Origin of the sequence: [Clostridium] celerecrescens 18A, from assembly GCF_002797975.1 — a bacterium.
In the GTDB taxonomy this organism is placed as follows: domain Bacteria; phylum Bacillota; class Clostridia; order Lachnospirales; family Lachnospiraceae; genus Lacrimispora; species Lacrimispora celerecrescens.
Window position 1 is genome coordinate 4,801,882 of record NZ_PGET01000001.1, and the last position, 16,484, is coordinate 4,818,365.

Below are 16,484 nucleotides of genomic sequence, written 5' to 3' on the forward strand. Positions count from 1 at the left end.
TGTCCCTGTAGAAGAAGGCCATGTTGTGACTAACTTTATTGGATAAGAAAGCAAAGAGGAACATTATTACAAGATGATTATGTCAGCCTGATAAATATTTTTGGAGGTCAGCATTATGCAGAAGTTAATTCCTCATTTATGGTATGACAAAGAAGCCATTCTCAACCAGGCAGTTTGCTTTTTATAAAATATGGCATATATAAAAGAAAGGTGATTGTGCATCTGCGCAATCACCTTTCCCTCTCTACCTTTATTATAACACATACAGCCGGCCACAACAAGACTGTTTTTCTGATTCGGGTTGTGCTAGACTATTTTGAATAACGGTTTAGGAAATTAGTTTTCTGCCGATTCTATAAGAGAGGTGGTATTTGTTATGGAAGATAACCGGACGGAATTAGAATTAGAAAAGAGCAGGTTAGAACAAACCATTGCTTTAGCGAAAAAGCAGCTGGATCAAGCGAGAGAGCGCAACGTAGAGAATAAGTCGGCCATAATTTCTGCCAAGAAAGAGCTGCGTGAGAATACGTCTCACTCCATAGCAAATCTATGGAGCAGCGAAGGGTTTGAAGCCCTTGCCGCCTTAAACCAGTATGCAAATCCGATCACAGATAAAATCGCCGATTATGAAGCGGTAGAAAACAAAATCTTATTGCTGGAGAAAATGATCCAATCCCCCTATTTTGCCCGGATTGATCTCAAGTTCGATGATGAAGATGAATTCGAAAATATCTACATCGGACGCACCTCTTTAAAGAAAGATGAGACAAATGAATTTTTTATTTATGATTGGAGATCACCCATAGCAAGCGTCTTTTACCGGTTTGTATTGGGACAGGTATTTTATGATGCCCCTGGCGGAAGGATCACCGGAGAGGTTAATTTAAAGCGCCAGTATGAAATCAGCAAAGGGGAGCTGGAGTATTTTTTCGATGCGGACGTACAGATTGTGGATGAATTTTTAAGGAAGCTGCTGTCCCAGAATACTTCTCCAAAGATGAAAACGATCGTAGAAACCATTCAAAGGGATCAGGACATTGTTATCCGGGATATGGAAAATGACTTAATGATGGTACAGGGAGTGGCAGGAAGCGGAAAGACGTCCATTGCTCTTCACAGAGCGGCCTACCTGATGTACCAGGGCCTTTCCTCAAAGCTTACCGCTGATAATATTTTGATCATTTCACCAAACTCATTATTTGAGCAGTATATTTCCAATGTATTGCCTGAGCTTGGAGAAGAACATGTTGTATCGGTGGTATTTGAAGATATCATAGCTTCTGTACTGAAGAATGAACAAGTTCAATCGAGAAATCAATTTTTGGAAAACCTGATCTCTAATACTCAATACAGGGATATTATTAAAAGCTGCATTGAATTCAAAACATCCCGCCAGTTTTTGGAGATATTGGATCGGTTCATTGATGATCTGCCCCACAAATGGATGAACTTTGAGGATATCTTTTATGGCGGTGAGTGTATCATAAGCGGAGAGATGATAAAAGAGAAAGTGTTATCCGGAATTAACGAAACTCCTCTGGGTATGAGATTAAAGCTGATAGGGGAATATATTTTGGGACTGATCAGCGAGTCCAAGAAATACCGCTTAAAACAATCAGAGAAAATTCAGATGAATGAAGAAATGTTAAAATTCATGGAACTTGATATTAAGGATGTTTATAGAAAGCTGTTCCATGACAAAGAATATTTTTATAGTCTGGCAAAAGGGATAGAGCTTCCCGGCTGCATGGACCGCATTTTAACTTTCACCCAGGAAAATTTAGATACCAACATGCTGTACTATGATGATGCTGCGGTTTTAACTTATTTGAATTTAAAAATATACGGGATCAATAAATATAAAACCATTAAGCAAGTAGTAATTGATGAAGCACAGGATTACTATCCTCTCCATTTTGAAATCTTTCACCTGTTGTTTTCAAAAGCGAAGTTTACGATCCTTGGAGATATCAACCAGACCCTGGAAAAGAGAGAAGATTTATCCTTATACCAATTGATCAGAAAAATCTTCAATAAGAAAAAATCTTCTCTTGTTACTATGGACAAAAGCTTCCGGTGTACAAATGAAATTTTAAATTATGGCTTAAAATTCCTTGAGCAAAGTACAGAGATAAAGAGCTTCAACCGAAAAGGGGATGAGCCCCTGTTATATGCAGCGAAGGATCAAACATCGTATCATGACTTGATTGTATCAGAAGTAAATTCCTGCCTGGAAATGGGATACCAGTCAATCGGATTAATCTGCAAAACTGAAAAAAGTGCCCGTTTCCTCTTTGAGTGCTTAAAGGACAAAGCTGATGTCCAATTAATTAATAGTGAAAGTACAACAGATTTACAAGGCGTTTTCATTATACCGGTCTATATGTCCAAAGGGCTTGAGTTTGATGCTGTTTTAATATGTGATGCCGATGCTGAAACTTACCACAGCCAGGATGATAAAAAACTATTATATATCGCCTGTACAAGGGCGCTGCATAGACTCAACTTATTCTGTAAGGGAGATACAAGTCCGTTACTGGACGAAAGGAAATTGTAAGGGAGGAAAACAACCATGTCAAACGAAGAACTGCTAAGTATACTGAAGAACCGGTTTTTTGAACATATGAACCGTCATAAAGGTCTTGAGTGGGGACCGGTGCAGGAAAGGCTGGAAGAGAACGCTGATAAACTCCGGTCACTTCATGAAATGGAAAGAACCGGGGGAGAACCGGATGTTGTTATATTGGATGAAACAAGGGATGAATATTTTTTTTATGACTGTTCTCCAGAAAGTCCAAATGGCCGCAGAAATATTTGTTATGACCGTGAAGGCCAGGAGGAGAGGGAAAGGAAAGGCGTGTATCCGGAAGGCAATGCCGTCGGTATGGCTGCTGCCATGGGCATTGAACTTTTAACGGAGGAACAATACCGGGAACTTCAGAAATGGGGGGATTTCGATAGGAAGACATCAAGCTGGGTGAAGACTCCATCTGATATCAGAACACTTGGAGGCGCCGTTTTTGCTGACTTCCGCTATGGTCATGTTTTCCTATATCACAACAGTGCGCCCTCCTTTTATGGCAGCAGAGGATTTCGGGGCTGTCTGAGGGTGTGAATTTACAGCTTTTGCAAACGGGAGATATGAGGCGGTTTGGATTACTGCTTAGGAGATAATGGGAATATTTTGTGAGGTTAAGTTAAATGAATCAAATAATTATGTTAGATATAAATTTTCAATATCAGAATGAAACCCGGACATTTCACCCGGTTTTATTATTAAGCGCCAATGATGTGGTTCTCGTGGACTGCGGATATCCCGGTTTTCTGCCTTTATTAGAGGGTGAGATGAAATCAAAGGGGATTAATCCAGGTTCCTTAACTAAGGTATTGATCACTCATCATGACGACGACCACATGGGGGCTTTATTTGAAATAAAGGAAAAATATCCTGAGATAAAGGTCGTGGCAGGCCGCACGGAAAGCGGGTATATCACCGGTGAGAAAAAGTCGCTGCGCTTGTTACAGGCGGAAGAAATGTTGAATGTAATGCCGGAAGAGCAAAAGCCTTTTGGAATTCAATTCTGTGAATCCTTAAGAAAAGTTAAACCTGTATCCGTTGACATAGAGGTTAAGGACGGGGAACATTTTGACTGGGCCGGCGGCTGTGAGATCATAGATACACCGGGACATATGCCGGGGCATATTTCCTTATATCTAAGGGAAAGCAGCTCCGTTATCACAGGAGATGCCGCAGTTATTGAGGGCAATCAACTGGTCATCGCAAATCCGCAGTATACCCTGGATATGGAGGCGGCAAAAGCTTCCCTTCATAAACTGATATCTCTGGATGCTGACCGCTATTATTGCTATCATGGAGGGATTTTTGAAAACTTTACAGACTTAGCATTTAGAACAAATAGTATTGATGAATTTTTATAGAGGAGCAAAAATGAACAGAACCCTGTTTTATAACCGTGAGGCATAATGGTATGTCTTCGGCGGATATTTGATTTTACCAGCATTTGTTGATTTCCACACCCACCCTGAAGCACTGTCTTATTAATTACTGAAAGCCGGATCATTGTACGGTAGGAAAGGTTTTTTGGGGGATGTGATCCCAGTATAAAACAGACCATTATAGGTAAGGGCTGCGTTTATTGGTGGTAATTATAACCAGTAAACGCGGCCTCTTTTCGTATAGAAGCTGGAAATAATGAGGTGTTACAGAAATAACATAAATATGCATTTTTAATGTATGACATGTTACTATATGTTGAAATATGTCGGTTTTTGTGGTAAATTATAGGAAATTAAAATATTGAAACAGAATATTTTATATGAAAAAAAGCTGGATTAAATGGGGCATAGAGAGCATTCAAAAGGCAGCTTGAGCAAAAATTCCATTCCCCTTTGACCATTGTAGAGGTTCCAACCGGTTTTGGATAGACGAAGGCTGTCAGGTAATAACTAAAGGAAAAACGTTCTAAAGGTGCCTGTGAATAATGGCACACCTGTCTGGGAGAGTCTGTTCCTGTGGCGTGGATGGGAATCTCTAGGTTGTTCCTCTTGCCCAGGATTCTGCCGGGAGATCTGACAGAAAGCTCAAATATACTGCATAAATGAGTTTGTGGAAAAAAATAATCTGCTGTATTCTATATTCATAGCAGATTATTTTTGTATACTCCTATGGTAAATTGCATTTCTATAATTCAAAGTATACAGCTAATTAAAGACAATCAATGAAATAACTGGTTATGGAGAGACAAACCAGTACCGAGGTGGCAGTAATGAGAAATAAGTATTCCAGAAATATAGCCGTACAGACGGTCATTATGCTTATCATTTTCATGACGATTGTTTTCGTTCTTTTGCGTTCCCAGAAGTCAGAAGACAATTATGTTCTTTCAAGCATTGGACAATCTGTGTCCTATTCTGTTCAGCAGCATATTGCCATAACAGAGGGCGTATTAACCTCCCTTGCTTATAATTATGACATTGATGATGAAATCGATAAGCATAAATTTAATATTTTATCATCCAAATATATGGAGGACAACCCGGACATCCTATATATCCAGCATAAAGATAAGAATACGATCACTGATATGGTATATCCTGATGCCTATGATTATACCATTGGCACCTCCTTGCTTGGACGTCCGGAGGTGGAGGAAGCCTTTGAAAAGTCTATTAAAAACAGGATTATAACGGTCAATGACCCCTTTATCCTGAAGGGGACCCAGAATTTGATGGGGCTGGTCATACGGTATCCTCTTTATAAGGACGATCAGTTTAACGGATTTTTTGTTGTGGTTTTTAACTTTAATACCTATATGGACAGGGTGATCAGAGAGGCGGTACCGAATTCCTACCACATCAGTATCTATAATAATAAAGGTGGGCTCATCTGGGGGGATTCCCCCTGGATGGACAGAAATTCCTACATAGTCCAGATCCCGGTCATGGATACTTACTGGACAATGAAACTGTCAAAGGAAGGAAACAGCATCAATACCAACGGAGCGGTCATAGGGTTTATCTCGGTGCTGGTGCTGTTCCTTATGGGAGTACTCATCTATGTGCAGATGGGGCTCTTTAAAAAGGATGAAAATATCCAGCATCTTGCCAATCTTCACAAGGAACTGGAAAGGCTGAAGGAAAGCTACACCCTGGCTCTTGACAGCGCGAATGATGCACTCTGGGAATGGAATCTCATAACCGATGAGATTATTACTTCCGATAAATGGATCGATATTACCGGAAATGCCCCGAAAGGACATGGACTCCGTGGGATATTACAGGAAGAAACCATCCATCAGGAGGATTATCAGGCAGTACTGGCTGAATTTGACTCTTGCTTAAAGGGAGAGGCCCGGGAGTTTCACCGGGAGTACCGCATTAAAAATAAGGATGGCAGCTATACCTGGGTCTTAAATAAGGGAAAGGTTTATTTTGACGGTGAGGGCCTTCCTGGCAAGCTTGCAGGTGCGGTGTCCAATATTGAAGAACGGAAGCATAGGGAATCAAAGATGGAATACATGGCATTTTATGATATGCTGACAGGATTGCCTAATAAGGTGCAGTTTATGGGAACCCTTGAGGATACGTTAAGATGTATTGGAGAGGGGGTATGCAGATATTCCATCCTTATGATTGATCTGGATAATTTCAAGATCCACAATGATTTACTTGGGCTTGATTTCTGCGACCAGCTGCTTAAGCTGGTAGGTAACCGGCTGACGCAGATCCTGGGGCAGGAAAATATGGTAGCAAGATTCGGCGGGGATGAGTTTTTAATTCTTATCAGGAATCACCAGGACGTCAAAGAGGTGGAAAAGATCTGCCAGAATATTCTTAGCATCTTTGACTCTCCCTTCGTGCTTATGGAAAAGTCCGTTTACTTATCTGTCAGTATTGGTGTTGTCCATGGTCTTGAAGCCGGACAGACAGCAAATAATGTACTTCGGAACGCCGATACGGCTCTTAACAAGGCGAAGGAAAGCGGAAAAAACCAGTACTGCATCTACGATGCACAGATGCATGATGAAATTATCAGAAAATCCAATGTGGAGGAATGTATCAGGGAAGCTCTGGCAAAAGATAATCTTCTCATTTATTATCAGCTGCAGCAGGATTTATCAAAGGATGATATAAGAGGAGTGGAGGCTCTGGCAAGGCTTAATTCGGAAAAACTGGGTATGATCCTGCCCCTTGAGTTCATAGAGGTAGCCGAATATACGGGATTAATTATCCCCCTTGGCAGCTGGATATTAAAAAATGCCTGTAAACAGGGAAAAGCCTGGATTGACAGCGGCTGTAAAATCGGAAGACTGTCCGTAAATATCTCTGTACATCAGCTGCGCCATGAGAATTTCTATGATCAGGTTGAGATGATTCTAAAGGAAACACAGTTTCCGGTAAACCAGCTGGAGCTTGAAATTACGGAAAGTATCCTCTTAGAACTTTCCCAGGACAATATCGAAATCCTTAAAAAATTGCGGTCCCTTGGGGTCAGTATTGCGCTGGATGACTTTGGTACAGGGTATTCCTCCCTTAATTACTTAACGGTTCTTCCCATTGATATATTAAAAATTGACAAGTCATTTTTAAAAAGAGCCCTTGAAAGAGAGACAGAGCATCAGGTAATAAAAAGCATTACAGAGCTGGCCCATAGCCTGAACTTAAAGGTGGTATGTGAAGGAGTGGAATTAGCGGAACAAAAAGAGATTCTTAAGGAGATGGGATGCGATTATATCCAGGGGTATTATTTTGCTAAGCCTGGTGATGCAGAAAGTATTGGAACGTGGTTTCGAAAAGGACCATCAGCCACTTAGGAAGAGCAGATAAAAGAGCATGAGCAGAATCCGGCTAAGAAGTAAGGGGAGGAAGAGGGCAAGGCAGATACTAACTGAAAACATAAACCTGATTAAAATAGGTTTTGAGGGGCCGGAAGGCCCCTTTTTCTTGCTTATGACGGGAACTGCCTAAGTGATTTCGTCAGATTTCGCAGAAAAATGCAAAATACTACAGTACATGGTATGAAAAAATAGATTTATCCTATAAAATATTAAAATGGGAAAAGTTCATCGATTGTTGTCCAAAGATAAAGGACGATTAAGTACTAAGGCGGGACATTTTAACGTATCTAAAAATATCAGCAGTATGCAGCAGCGATACATAGATGAAGCAGGTTGAAAATTTTTAATTGTTTTAAATTATAATATACATGATACCTGGAGGTGGGAACGTGGGATTTGAATGTTTTGGGTTTCATACAGATAAAGAAAACTTAGATGACATGTACATCAGGGCAGTGCAGGAAGAGTATACAAAGATCGATGAAAGCTGGCTTAAGCTTCATTATAAGACCTCCGTTGTCCTGGTTATTTTTTCTTTATTGGTCGAGATTGCTATGGGTGTGATCCTGGTCAATTCGGATATGCTGTCAACAACGGTATACAAATATTTCATAAAATTTTTGATTATTCCCAGCGGAGTAAACTTCACTTGTATTGCAATCGAATCCCTGATCATGAAATCAAAACGTTTTTCCCGGAAACTTAAAATTTATGCTGTTTCACTTCTCTTTGTGGGGATCGGTTTCATTCTTTTTACGGTGCACAACACATTCACAGCAACTTACTATATTTTTGCAATTGCCATCATGCTGACTGCAATTTATGCGGACTATCGCGTGACCTGGGCTGCGGCTCTGATGAGCATTGCTTCTATTATGATTTCCGAACTTTTCTTGAAATGGGATACAGATAAGATCAGTATTTTTGAAAATACTCACCGATTGGGGGATTTTTTGATTTCGCTTTTCGTATTAATTGCTTTTTCCATTGCCTGTATGGCTGTGATCCGGTTTGAACGCAGAAAAAACAATGCTGCCATACATAAGGAGATAGAAAGGCAGCTCTTACAGCAGAGCGTCGATATGGATGAAATGACCGGAATATATAACCGGAAGGCATTTCGGGATAGAATGAAATATATGGAAGATTCGGCATCTGATCAGAGCTATATTCTCGCGATTGTAGATGTAGATAAATTTAAAAATATAAATGATACATGGGGACATCTCGTGGGAGACCGCTGCCTGATAGAATTTGCTGAAATCTTAAAAGAATTTCATGAGGATATGACTGCCTTTCGTTACGGCGGCGATGAGTTCTGCCTATTGTTCCATGATAAAAGTATGGAAGAAGCGGAAGCCGTCTGCGGGGAGATCAAGGCCAGGGTGAATCGCCTGATTTTTGAGGACTATCCCCAGCTGATGCTGACGGCAAGCTTCGGGCTTGCGGCAATATCAGACCAGTTTGATACGGTAAGGCTTTTTATTCATGCCGACTCCGCCCTGTACGAAGCAAAAAGGGTTCGCAATGCTATCCGTGTCTGTTCGCTTTCTGCAACTGGGGCAGAGGCAATATTTAAATCCAATAGAAAAAGCCAGGAGGTTTCAGAAATGAAGGAATACGAAGCTCTTCTGGATAAAATAAAAATTTTCGAAAAGACATATGATGTCATGCGGATTGTAGATCCTTTGAAAAAGAGGGTGGTTGAAGTCAGAGATAATGAATGTTTAACGTCAGATACCACATGTCATAATTACTGGGAAACAGGTCGTTTATGTGATAACTGTATTTCTATGAGAGCCTTTCACGAGGATGATACTTTCTTTAAAGTGGAATATAAAAATAACAATGTTTTTATGATCACAGCAGTTCCTGTAAAGGTGAAAGGTATTTCCTTGGTGGTGGAACTGCTGAAAAACATTTCAAACAGCATGCTATTCGAAGAAAAGGATGCTGACAGAGACGTTAAGATTTTAACAATAGCTGACTTTATCAGCCAGGCAGCAGTAAAGGATACCCTGACTCAGCAGTACAACAGCAAAGGGAGTGATTAGGCAGACCGCTCAAATAGGAAAAGCTGCCTGCCATAAGGGAAGCATATATTATTTATACAGAGAAATGGTTATGTTGGAGGAAATCGTCAAGCATGAGCTTTTCGATTCCCGCCAAAATAGCGATTCCTATTCCATGGGGGTCGTTGAAACGCCATCCAAGCTGCTGGTAATAAGAGCGGCTGAAGGAGCAGCCGGAGCCCTGGCAGACACCGTAAAGGTCGCCCTTCCGGTTGATTACCCTTTGCTTCATTCCTTTCCATGCCCGCTGAATGGATAAAACGCTTTCCCGGCATAGCTCTGAACTTAAAATCCCCAGGCGGATTCCCCTGGAAAGAGCGCAGATGAACATGGAAGTAGAGGAAGCCTCTTCATAAGTGGAAGGGTCATCCAGTATCTGATGCCACAGGCCGTTTTCATCCTGTACCTGCAAAATGCCTTCCGCCATCTCATGGAAGAATCCAGCTACAGCCTTATATTCCGGGTGATCTTCAGGGAGAACCAGAAGCAGCTCTGATAAGGCCAGAACGACCCAGCCGTTTCCTCGGCTCCAGGGGATTTTATTCATTTTCTTATATTCCAGATCCACAATATGGGACATCAGATTTTGACCTGGCATAAAGAAGTACTGCTTGAATAACTTTGCCTGGCGGCAAGCTTCTGTTAAGTATTCCTCTTTTCCGCTTAACTGGTAGTAACGGCATAAAAACGGGATGCTCATGTACATATCATCGATCCACATGGTGTTGTCGTTTCTGGAGAACACCTGATCCTTTTCCCTTCGCTGGCGGTTTTTCATAAAATCAGCGATCACATCCGCCAGGGCATGGGCTTCTTCCGAGGGACACCGCCGGTTGGCTTCCAGCAGAAAGGAGCCAAAGGAGCCGCAGTCATCCAACTCGCTCAGCCAGCAAAGCTGGGTATTTACTCCCGGATATCCGAATACCGATTTATCATAAATGGAATAATCATACACTGCCGCAGTCATCCGGGCATATTCCTGTACATACTCCAGCCAGTCCGGACGGTGGAGATATTCACCCGCTTTTAACATGCCGTAAAGGGTTACGCCGCAGGGATAGGTCCATTTTCCGTATAATTCCTGCTCTGCGAAGATCCGCACAAAGGAATCCGGCAGATCTGCCTGCCAGTAGCAGGTGCCATTTGATCCGTAGAACACTTTATCCATGCCTGTCAATTGACTGATGGGTGGAATTTCCTTTTCAAAAAGACCGGTATAGATCCATTCACCCTCATATCCTTTTACCCCGGTGCAAAGAGGCAGGGTACCGCCGGCATCCTGAAATTCAACTGCCAGACCTGTATCGTGACCTGCTTTCTTTTTGCAAATTAGTATTACCTCATATCTTCCTCTGGGCAGAGAGATTTCCTTTTCAAAGGCCCCTTCCAGCCATTCGAAGGAAAGATCCCCGTTGATATAGACCTTAAGCGGCTGACTGGAGCTGCCTTTGATCAGTACCTTGCCGGAATCCCCATGGAAGAAACTGCTTTTGGCAGCAACGGTTCCCTGACTGTCCAGACCGAAAATACGGGATAATGGACAGGGGGAGACGGGCGCCTCATATTCCTGCCTTGGAAACCAGGGGAGCCCCTCAAAAGAACCTTCAATCAGAGCATAGGTATCTGCTGTCTCCCGGCCAATTGGAGGGCTATAGACAAAACCTGCCTGTCCCTTTCTTTCGGCCAAAGGCGCCGTAAAATGGGAGGGCTGCCATTGGGGCTGTGCATGACGGAGAGAGAGGCCGAAACCGATTTCCGTTTTTTCGGTTTCCAGAAGAAAATGGTTAAGACCTGCTTTAAGGGGAATGGAACATGTACAGCAGGATTTCAAGCCTTCCTGAGGGGGAAGAGAGTGAAATGCTTTTTCTCCATTTACCCATAATAAAGTCGGTCCGCAGCATTGGATCTGAAACTGGGAGACAGCTTGGCTGTGGCTGTATAAATCTCCTGCCCCATAGCAGACCTCTCCAACTGCGGCCTGGGGAAAGCGGCTGCCGAAATCGAATTGATACCAACCTTTTGTATTGCACGTAATGCCGGATGTGAAGTCCAGCCGGTACTGATAAGGCGCCTGGGGGTTATGCCCGATAAAACGGCTGGCTAACAGTGCAATTACTTCACGATCCCGCTCTCCATATACGTGGAAGGCGCTTTCTTCCCAATGGAAGTAACTGCTGCCGCAGACTTTGTTACTTTCGTAATTCATAAGGGGTTCCTCCTGTAAAGAATTTCGTTCCATATAAAGTTTTCTGAATCCTATATTTATATTATAATAGATTAAAGTATTATAAATCTTATGTAATCGAGACTTTTTTTGATAAAATCATACTTTTGGCTACTTACATGAAGATTGGAATCCAACGAAAAAATGTTTTAAAATTGTCTTTAACTATTATATAGAAAATGATAGAATAAACATGTCATTCTGGTATGATTAAGCACTGATATCCTTTTTGCACAGGCTAATATAAAATATGAAAAATTGATTAAAACAGGAGGAATTATTATGAAGTTTTGCTGGAGCACTTTAAACGTCAGGAATTTAGAAGAATCAATCCAATTTTATGAGGAGATCATCGGTCTGAAGGTGACCAGAAGATTCCCAGCCGGTCCTGGTACTGAAATAGCATTTTTAGGTGAAGGGGAAACACAAATCGAATTTATATGCGGCGGAGACAGGGAAATTCATGTAGGAGATGATATCAGCTGGGGGTTTGAAGTGGAATCCCTTGATCAGACCCTTTCTCTGGCAAAGGAAAAAGGCGTGGTTGTTTTGGGAGAGCCAATACAGCCAAATCCCCACGTGAGGTTCGCCTTTATGAAAGATCCTAATGGCATGAGAATACAGCTTGTGGAAACCCTGGGGGAATGAACGGAAAAAACCAGGCAGCAGCGGACACTACAGAACAAGGAGTAAAGAAAATGAAGCATTTGATTGACAAGCTGTATGAAACTCATAACCTGGATAAGGACGAGTTCATCTACCTGCTGGAAAATTATGATAAAGAAGACAGTGAATATTTATTTTCCCTGGCAAGGACCTACAGTCAGGATCATTATGAGAAGGAAGTTTATATCAGGGGACTGATCGAATTTACAAATTACTGCAAAAATGACTGTTATTACTGCGGCATAAGAAGAGGCAATAAAAATGCCAGCCGGTACCGGTTAAGCAAGGAAGAGATCCTTTCCTGCTGTGAGTCCGGGTTTGGACTGGGCTTTCGTACCTTTGTGCTTCAGGGGGGAGAAGACCCTGCATTTACAGATGAGGTAATGGTGGATATTATTAAAACCATCCGGGAGGAATATCCGGATTGTGCCATCACCCTTTCCATAGGGGAAAAAACCTATGACCAGTATTTGAAATATTATGAGGCGGGAGCAAACCGCTACCTCCTCCGCCATGAAACAGCGGATGAGGAACATTATTCCCGTCTTCATCCGGATTCCCTGTCCTTAGAAAACCGGAAGGAATGCTTAAGGAATTTAAAAAAGATCGGCTATCAGGTGGGCACCGGGTTCATGGTAGGTTCCCCCTACCAGACCGCAAAGTGTCTGGCTGAAGATTTGGAGTTTATCAGAGAACTGTCTCCCCAGATGGTGGGCATTGGGCCCTTTATTCCTCATAAGGATACGCCATTTGCTGATTTCCCGGCGGGAAGTGTTGACCTCACCCTGTTTCTCATAGGGATTTTAAGGTTGATGCTGCCGAATGCACTGCTGCCTTCCACCACAGCATTAGGAACTCTTGACCCCAAGGGAAGGGAAAAAGGCATCCTGTCAGGAGCCAATGTTCTGATGCCTAATTTGTCTCCTATTGGTGTCCGGAAGAAATACGAATTATATGACAATAAGATCTGTACCGGAGAGGAAGCTGCAGAATGTAATGTCTGTCTGAGAAACCGTGTTGCCTCCATTGGTTATAACGTGGTGGAAAAAAGAGGCGATTATAAAGAATAGCTGGAAATGCTCATTCTCTGGAGGATATGATCCAAGAAGGAGATATTTGATTATCATTTCCTGATTAACATTATAAAACCGCTTATTATACCTGTGAAGATAATAAGCGGTTTATTCTATCTCAGAAAGGTTAAATCTGTTGAATGCGATAAGCTGTGGACTGTGGAGGAATGCTGGCGGTCTGGAAGTTGGCATGGTCGACCCTTACTAACTGTCCAGGCTGAAGGGAGCTGAAGAGAATAGGATTATTATTCCGATCCAGGATTTCTGTAGCGCGGGAAACAATAAATCTCATCTGGTCCGTCACATCATCAGGATTGCCGGTGTCTAGGAAGCCATTTACAACATCCACGGAGACGATCCGGTCCGTGGTTACGCGGTGCGCAGGCGTTTGCACGAATGCAACGATCCGGAAAGCCTTTGTTTGAGGGGGAATGCTCCTTGTCATGGCAGCGGAGAACTCGGCATTTAACCACATCCCCTTCCTGACAGTGCACAGGCTGATAGAGTCGCCGAATTGATTGACTAAGATTGTGTCCCAATCAACGTTCAATTGCAGGAGTTCAAGATTGATCATTTCATTCCGGCCGGGAGCTGCGTAGGAAACCAGGACATAACCAGTTCTGCTGTTGGAAGTAAAAACATCTTCTACTAGTGCATTTTCAATGCGCAGGATGCTCCCGTCTTCGCTGATGGTTCCTCTCCTGCCTGCAGTGGTATTACTCATATAAATCCCCCTAAATAGCATGTGAATTATTTAATATTATAAGCTGTTGCTGTAAAATATTACTATAGATGTGCTTAGAAGCAATAATCTTTGTTCACAGCGTGGAAACAGGGGCTGTAAAGAAAAATTCATGAATTTTAGCAGTGATTATTTCCAGGAACAAGCGACATTTTATCATGAATGTGATATACTGTTTTTTAAGTGTATCTTTCGAAAAGCATGGGACCGTTAAATTGATTAACTGGAAAGAAGGGATTTTCCATTAAAAGGTACGATAAGTTAGTCAGGGACAGGATACCTGAAGTAATTGAAGCAAAAGGTAAGAGAGCGGTATGCCGTATTCTGTCTGATGAAGAATATATGATGGAGCTGGAAGAAAAGCTTAACGAAGAGGTAAAGGAATATCTGGAGGATAAGAGCCTGGAAGAGATGGCAGATGTGCTGGAAGTGTTATATTCTATTTGCAGTGCCAGAGGATATACAAAGGCGGAACTGGAGGCAGAGCGGAAAAAAAAGGCAAAAGACAGGGGCGGATTTAATAACAGAATTTTTCTGGAATATGTGGATGAGTAAATGAAAAGCGCTTACTTGATATGAAAAATATACATTCCAAAAAAGGAGGAATGCGTTATCAGGCGGAAATACGCAATATTTCTATCCACAATTATCAGCATTATCTGCGCTGTCATGGTATGCTTTTATTTATTTTCTATTGCCAAGGTCGGAGATATTTATATTGAAAAATCAGAAGAAGCAATCTATAACATTAAGAAAGATTTTCTAAAGGATACGGTCAATAACCTGATTTCCGAAATAGGATTAAGGCGGGCTGCTAAATCGTCACACATGGAAGCCTTTATATCCAGAACATCTGATATCATTAATATGAAAAAGGATCTTCCGGACTCTGAATTCAATGATTTCTTTATCGGTTTTTTCCGGGATAATCCGGATTATAATTTTTTGACCGTGATCGTATGGGATAATGCGGCAAATAAAGTAACTTATGACCCGGGAAATCTGGCAGGAAACACCTGGAAGGATACTCTTAAGGCCAATACCTCCGGTTTATCCTCCTACCGTGTTTTCATTCACGGAGATTATTCATTCCTCTTTGGAATCACCAGGAACTACGTGGATGAGCTTGTTAAGGCGGACATTGCCGGTGTGATCAGGAATTCTAAATTTGACGGAAATTCCTACATCTGGGTGAATGAGATTAAGAATTATCAGGGAGGTAAAAATTATGCCATCCGAAGGATCCATCCCAACATGCCGGAGACGGAAGGAATCTATCTTTCGACGGATATGACTGATATCGCAGGAAATTATCCATATTTGACCGAGCTTCAGGGAATTATTAAGGATGGAGAGCTGTTTTCCTCTTATTATTTCAAGGAACCAGGCAGTGATAAGGTATCCAGGAAGCTGTCTTATGCAAAGCTATATAAGGATTATAACTGGGTGGTCGCCATGGGAGTGTATCTTGATGATCTTCAGCCATATGTTGACCAGACCAATCAGGAAAGCAAAGTGCTGGTATCCAGGATCACCCTTCTTTTGGTTTTACTGCTCATTGTTATATTAATCGTCAGCCTGTTTTCTGTTTCCTTATTGGAAAAGATATATTACCGCCATGCAAAAAGGGCAATGGAATCTGAGCTTAACCAGGATGCCCTTACAAAGGCTGGGAGCAGGAGAAGCGGGACCAATGATTTGACCAATGCTTTTAAGGAGTTTAAACGGACAGGCTTAAGCCCTGGAATCATGATGTGCGATTTAGATCATTTTAAAGGGATCAATGATAGATACGGCCATTCCACAGGGGATATGGCTTTGGCGGAATTTGTTAATGTAATGAAATGCACCTTAAGAAGTACGGACAAGATCATCCGCTGGGGCGGTGATGAATTTATCATCATTCTTTATGGTATGGAAGAGAAGCATGTACTGGATTTTGGAAGCAAGTTTTTGACTTCTGTATCTTCTTTGAAAATACTGGACCAACATGAGGAGATCGGGATCACCGTATCCATCGGCTTTTCCTTCTTTAAGGAAGAAGATGAAGATTTTAACGATGCATTAAAGCGGGCGGATGAGGCCCTTTATAAGTCAAAGTCAGAAGGACGGAATCAGGCCAATCTTATTTTATAGAAAATATGACCGGGAAAGGGGAAGATGCATAGGAGAGAGCTTTTATATCCGCCTTTTTCATCAGCCGCCGCAGGAGGCAGTAGCAAAACGCTTAAAGCTATGCAATCCGCAATTTCAAACTTTCCGCCAATATGTCCTTATTGGCGGACCGGCTACGGTGCGGAACAGGAAAACCATGGGAAAGCTTTATGCTCTGGTGATGGCCAGGATATC

General features: G+C 42.0%; 12 protein-coding genes. 10 read left to right on the top strand and 2 right to left on the bottom strand.

Translation table 11 applies throughout. The features are described 5' to 3' along the window. The first annotated feature begins 376 nt into the window (after positions 1–376). The 6 genes from H171_RS21920 (at position 377) to H171_RS21940 (ending at position 9,412) form a co-directional block, all read left to right on the top strand. Complete coding sequence (locus tag H171_RS21920) at positions 377–2,557, top strand: HelD family protein (protein WP_100307022.1); 2,181 nt, start codon at positions 377–379, stop codon at positions 2,555–2,557. Positions 2,558–2,572: 15 nt separating this feature from the next. Continuing rightward, positions 2,573–3,115 (top strand): DUF4256 domain-containing protein, encoded by a 543-nt coding sequence (locus H171_RS21925; protein WP_100307023.1) that lies wholly within the window; start codon positions 2,573–2,575, stop codon positions 3,113–3,115. A gap of 86 nt (positions 3,116–3,201) precedes the next feature. Next, positions 3,202–3,939 carry an MBL fold metallo-hydrolase gene (locus tag H171_RS21930; RefSeq protein WP_100307024.1) on the top strand — a complete coding sequence of 246 codons (738 nt, stop codon included), beginning with the start codon at positions 3,202–3,204 and terminating at the stop codon, positions 3,937–3,939. Positions 3,940–4,787: 848 nt separating this feature from the next. After that, positions 4,788–7,334, top strand: a complete 2,547-nt coding sequence (locus tag H171_RS21935; RefSeq protein WP_166433643.1) for a bifunctional diguanylate cyclase/phosphodiesterase — start codon at positions 4,788–4,790, stop codon at positions 7,332–7,334. A gap of 19 nt (positions 7,335–7,353) precedes the next feature. Then, a complete protein-coding gene (locus tag H171_RS24755) occupies positions 7,354–7,488 on the top strand; it encodes a hypothetical protein (RefSeq protein WP_278283382.1) in 135 nt (44 codons plus the stop codon). 259 nt (positions 7,489–7,747) lie between these two features. Then, complete coding sequence (locus H171_RS21940; protein ID WP_242977041.1) at positions 7,748–9,412, top strand: GGDEF domain-containing protein; 1,665 nt, start codon at positions 7,748–7,750, stop codon at positions 9,410–9,412. A 52-nt stretch (positions 9,413–9,464) separates the two neighbouring features. Here the strand turns inward: H171_RS21940 and H171_RS21945 are convergent, their stop codons facing one another. Beyond that, positions 9,465–11,636 (bottom strand): glycoside hydrolase family 88/105 protein, encoded by a 2,172-nt coding sequence (locus tag H171_RS21945; RefSeq protein WP_157803206.1) that lies wholly within the window; start codon positions 11,634–11,636, stop codon positions 9,465–9,467. 300 nt (positions 11,637–11,936) lie between these two features. On the opposite strand from H171_RS21945, the gene H171_RS21950 reads away from it, so the two are divergent. Both H171_RS21950 and hydE read left to right on the top strand, forming a co-directional pair. Beyond that, positions 11,937–12,302, top strand: coding sequence for a VOC family protein (locus H171_RS21950; protein WP_100307028.1), 366 nt, complete (start codon positions 11,937–11,939; stop codon positions 12,300–12,302). Then, the gene (hydE, locus tag H171_RS21955; protein ID WP_330398905.1) at positions 12,299–13,390 is read left to right on the top strand and encodes a [FeFe] hydrogenase H-cluster radical SAM maturase HydE; all 1,092 of its coding nucleotides are present in this window, start codon (positions 12,299–12,301) and stop codon (positions 13,388–13,390) included. Before H171_RS21950 ends, hydE begins: the two co-directional genes overlap by 4 nt. A 130-nt stretch (positions 13,391–13,520) precedes the next feature. Here the strand turns inward: hydE and H171_RS21960 are convergent, their stop codons facing one another. Further along, on the bottom strand, positions 13,521–14,117 hold the full coding sequence (locus H171_RS21960; RefSeq protein WP_100307029.1) for a hypothetical protein: 597 nt from the start codon (positions 14,115–14,117) through the stop codon (positions 13,521–13,523). Between the two features lie 360 nt (positions 14,118–14,477). Between H171_RS21960 and H171_RS21965 the strand changes: the two genes are divergently transcribed. Further along, complete coding sequence (locus H171_RS21965) at positions 14,478–14,690, top strand: nucleoside triphosphate pyrophosphohydrolase (protein ID WP_330404275.1); 213 nt, start codon at positions 14,478–14,480, stop codon at positions 14,688–14,690. Positions 14,691–14,804: 114 nt separating this feature from the next. Next, positions 14,805–16,271 carry a sensor domain-containing diguanylate cyclase gene (locus H171_RS21970; protein ID WP_100307031.1) on the top strand — a complete coding sequence of 489 codons (1,467 nt, stop codon included), beginning with the start codon at positions 14,805–14,807 and terminating at the stop codon, positions 16,269–16,271. Positions 16,272–16,484: the final 213 nt, after the last annotated feature.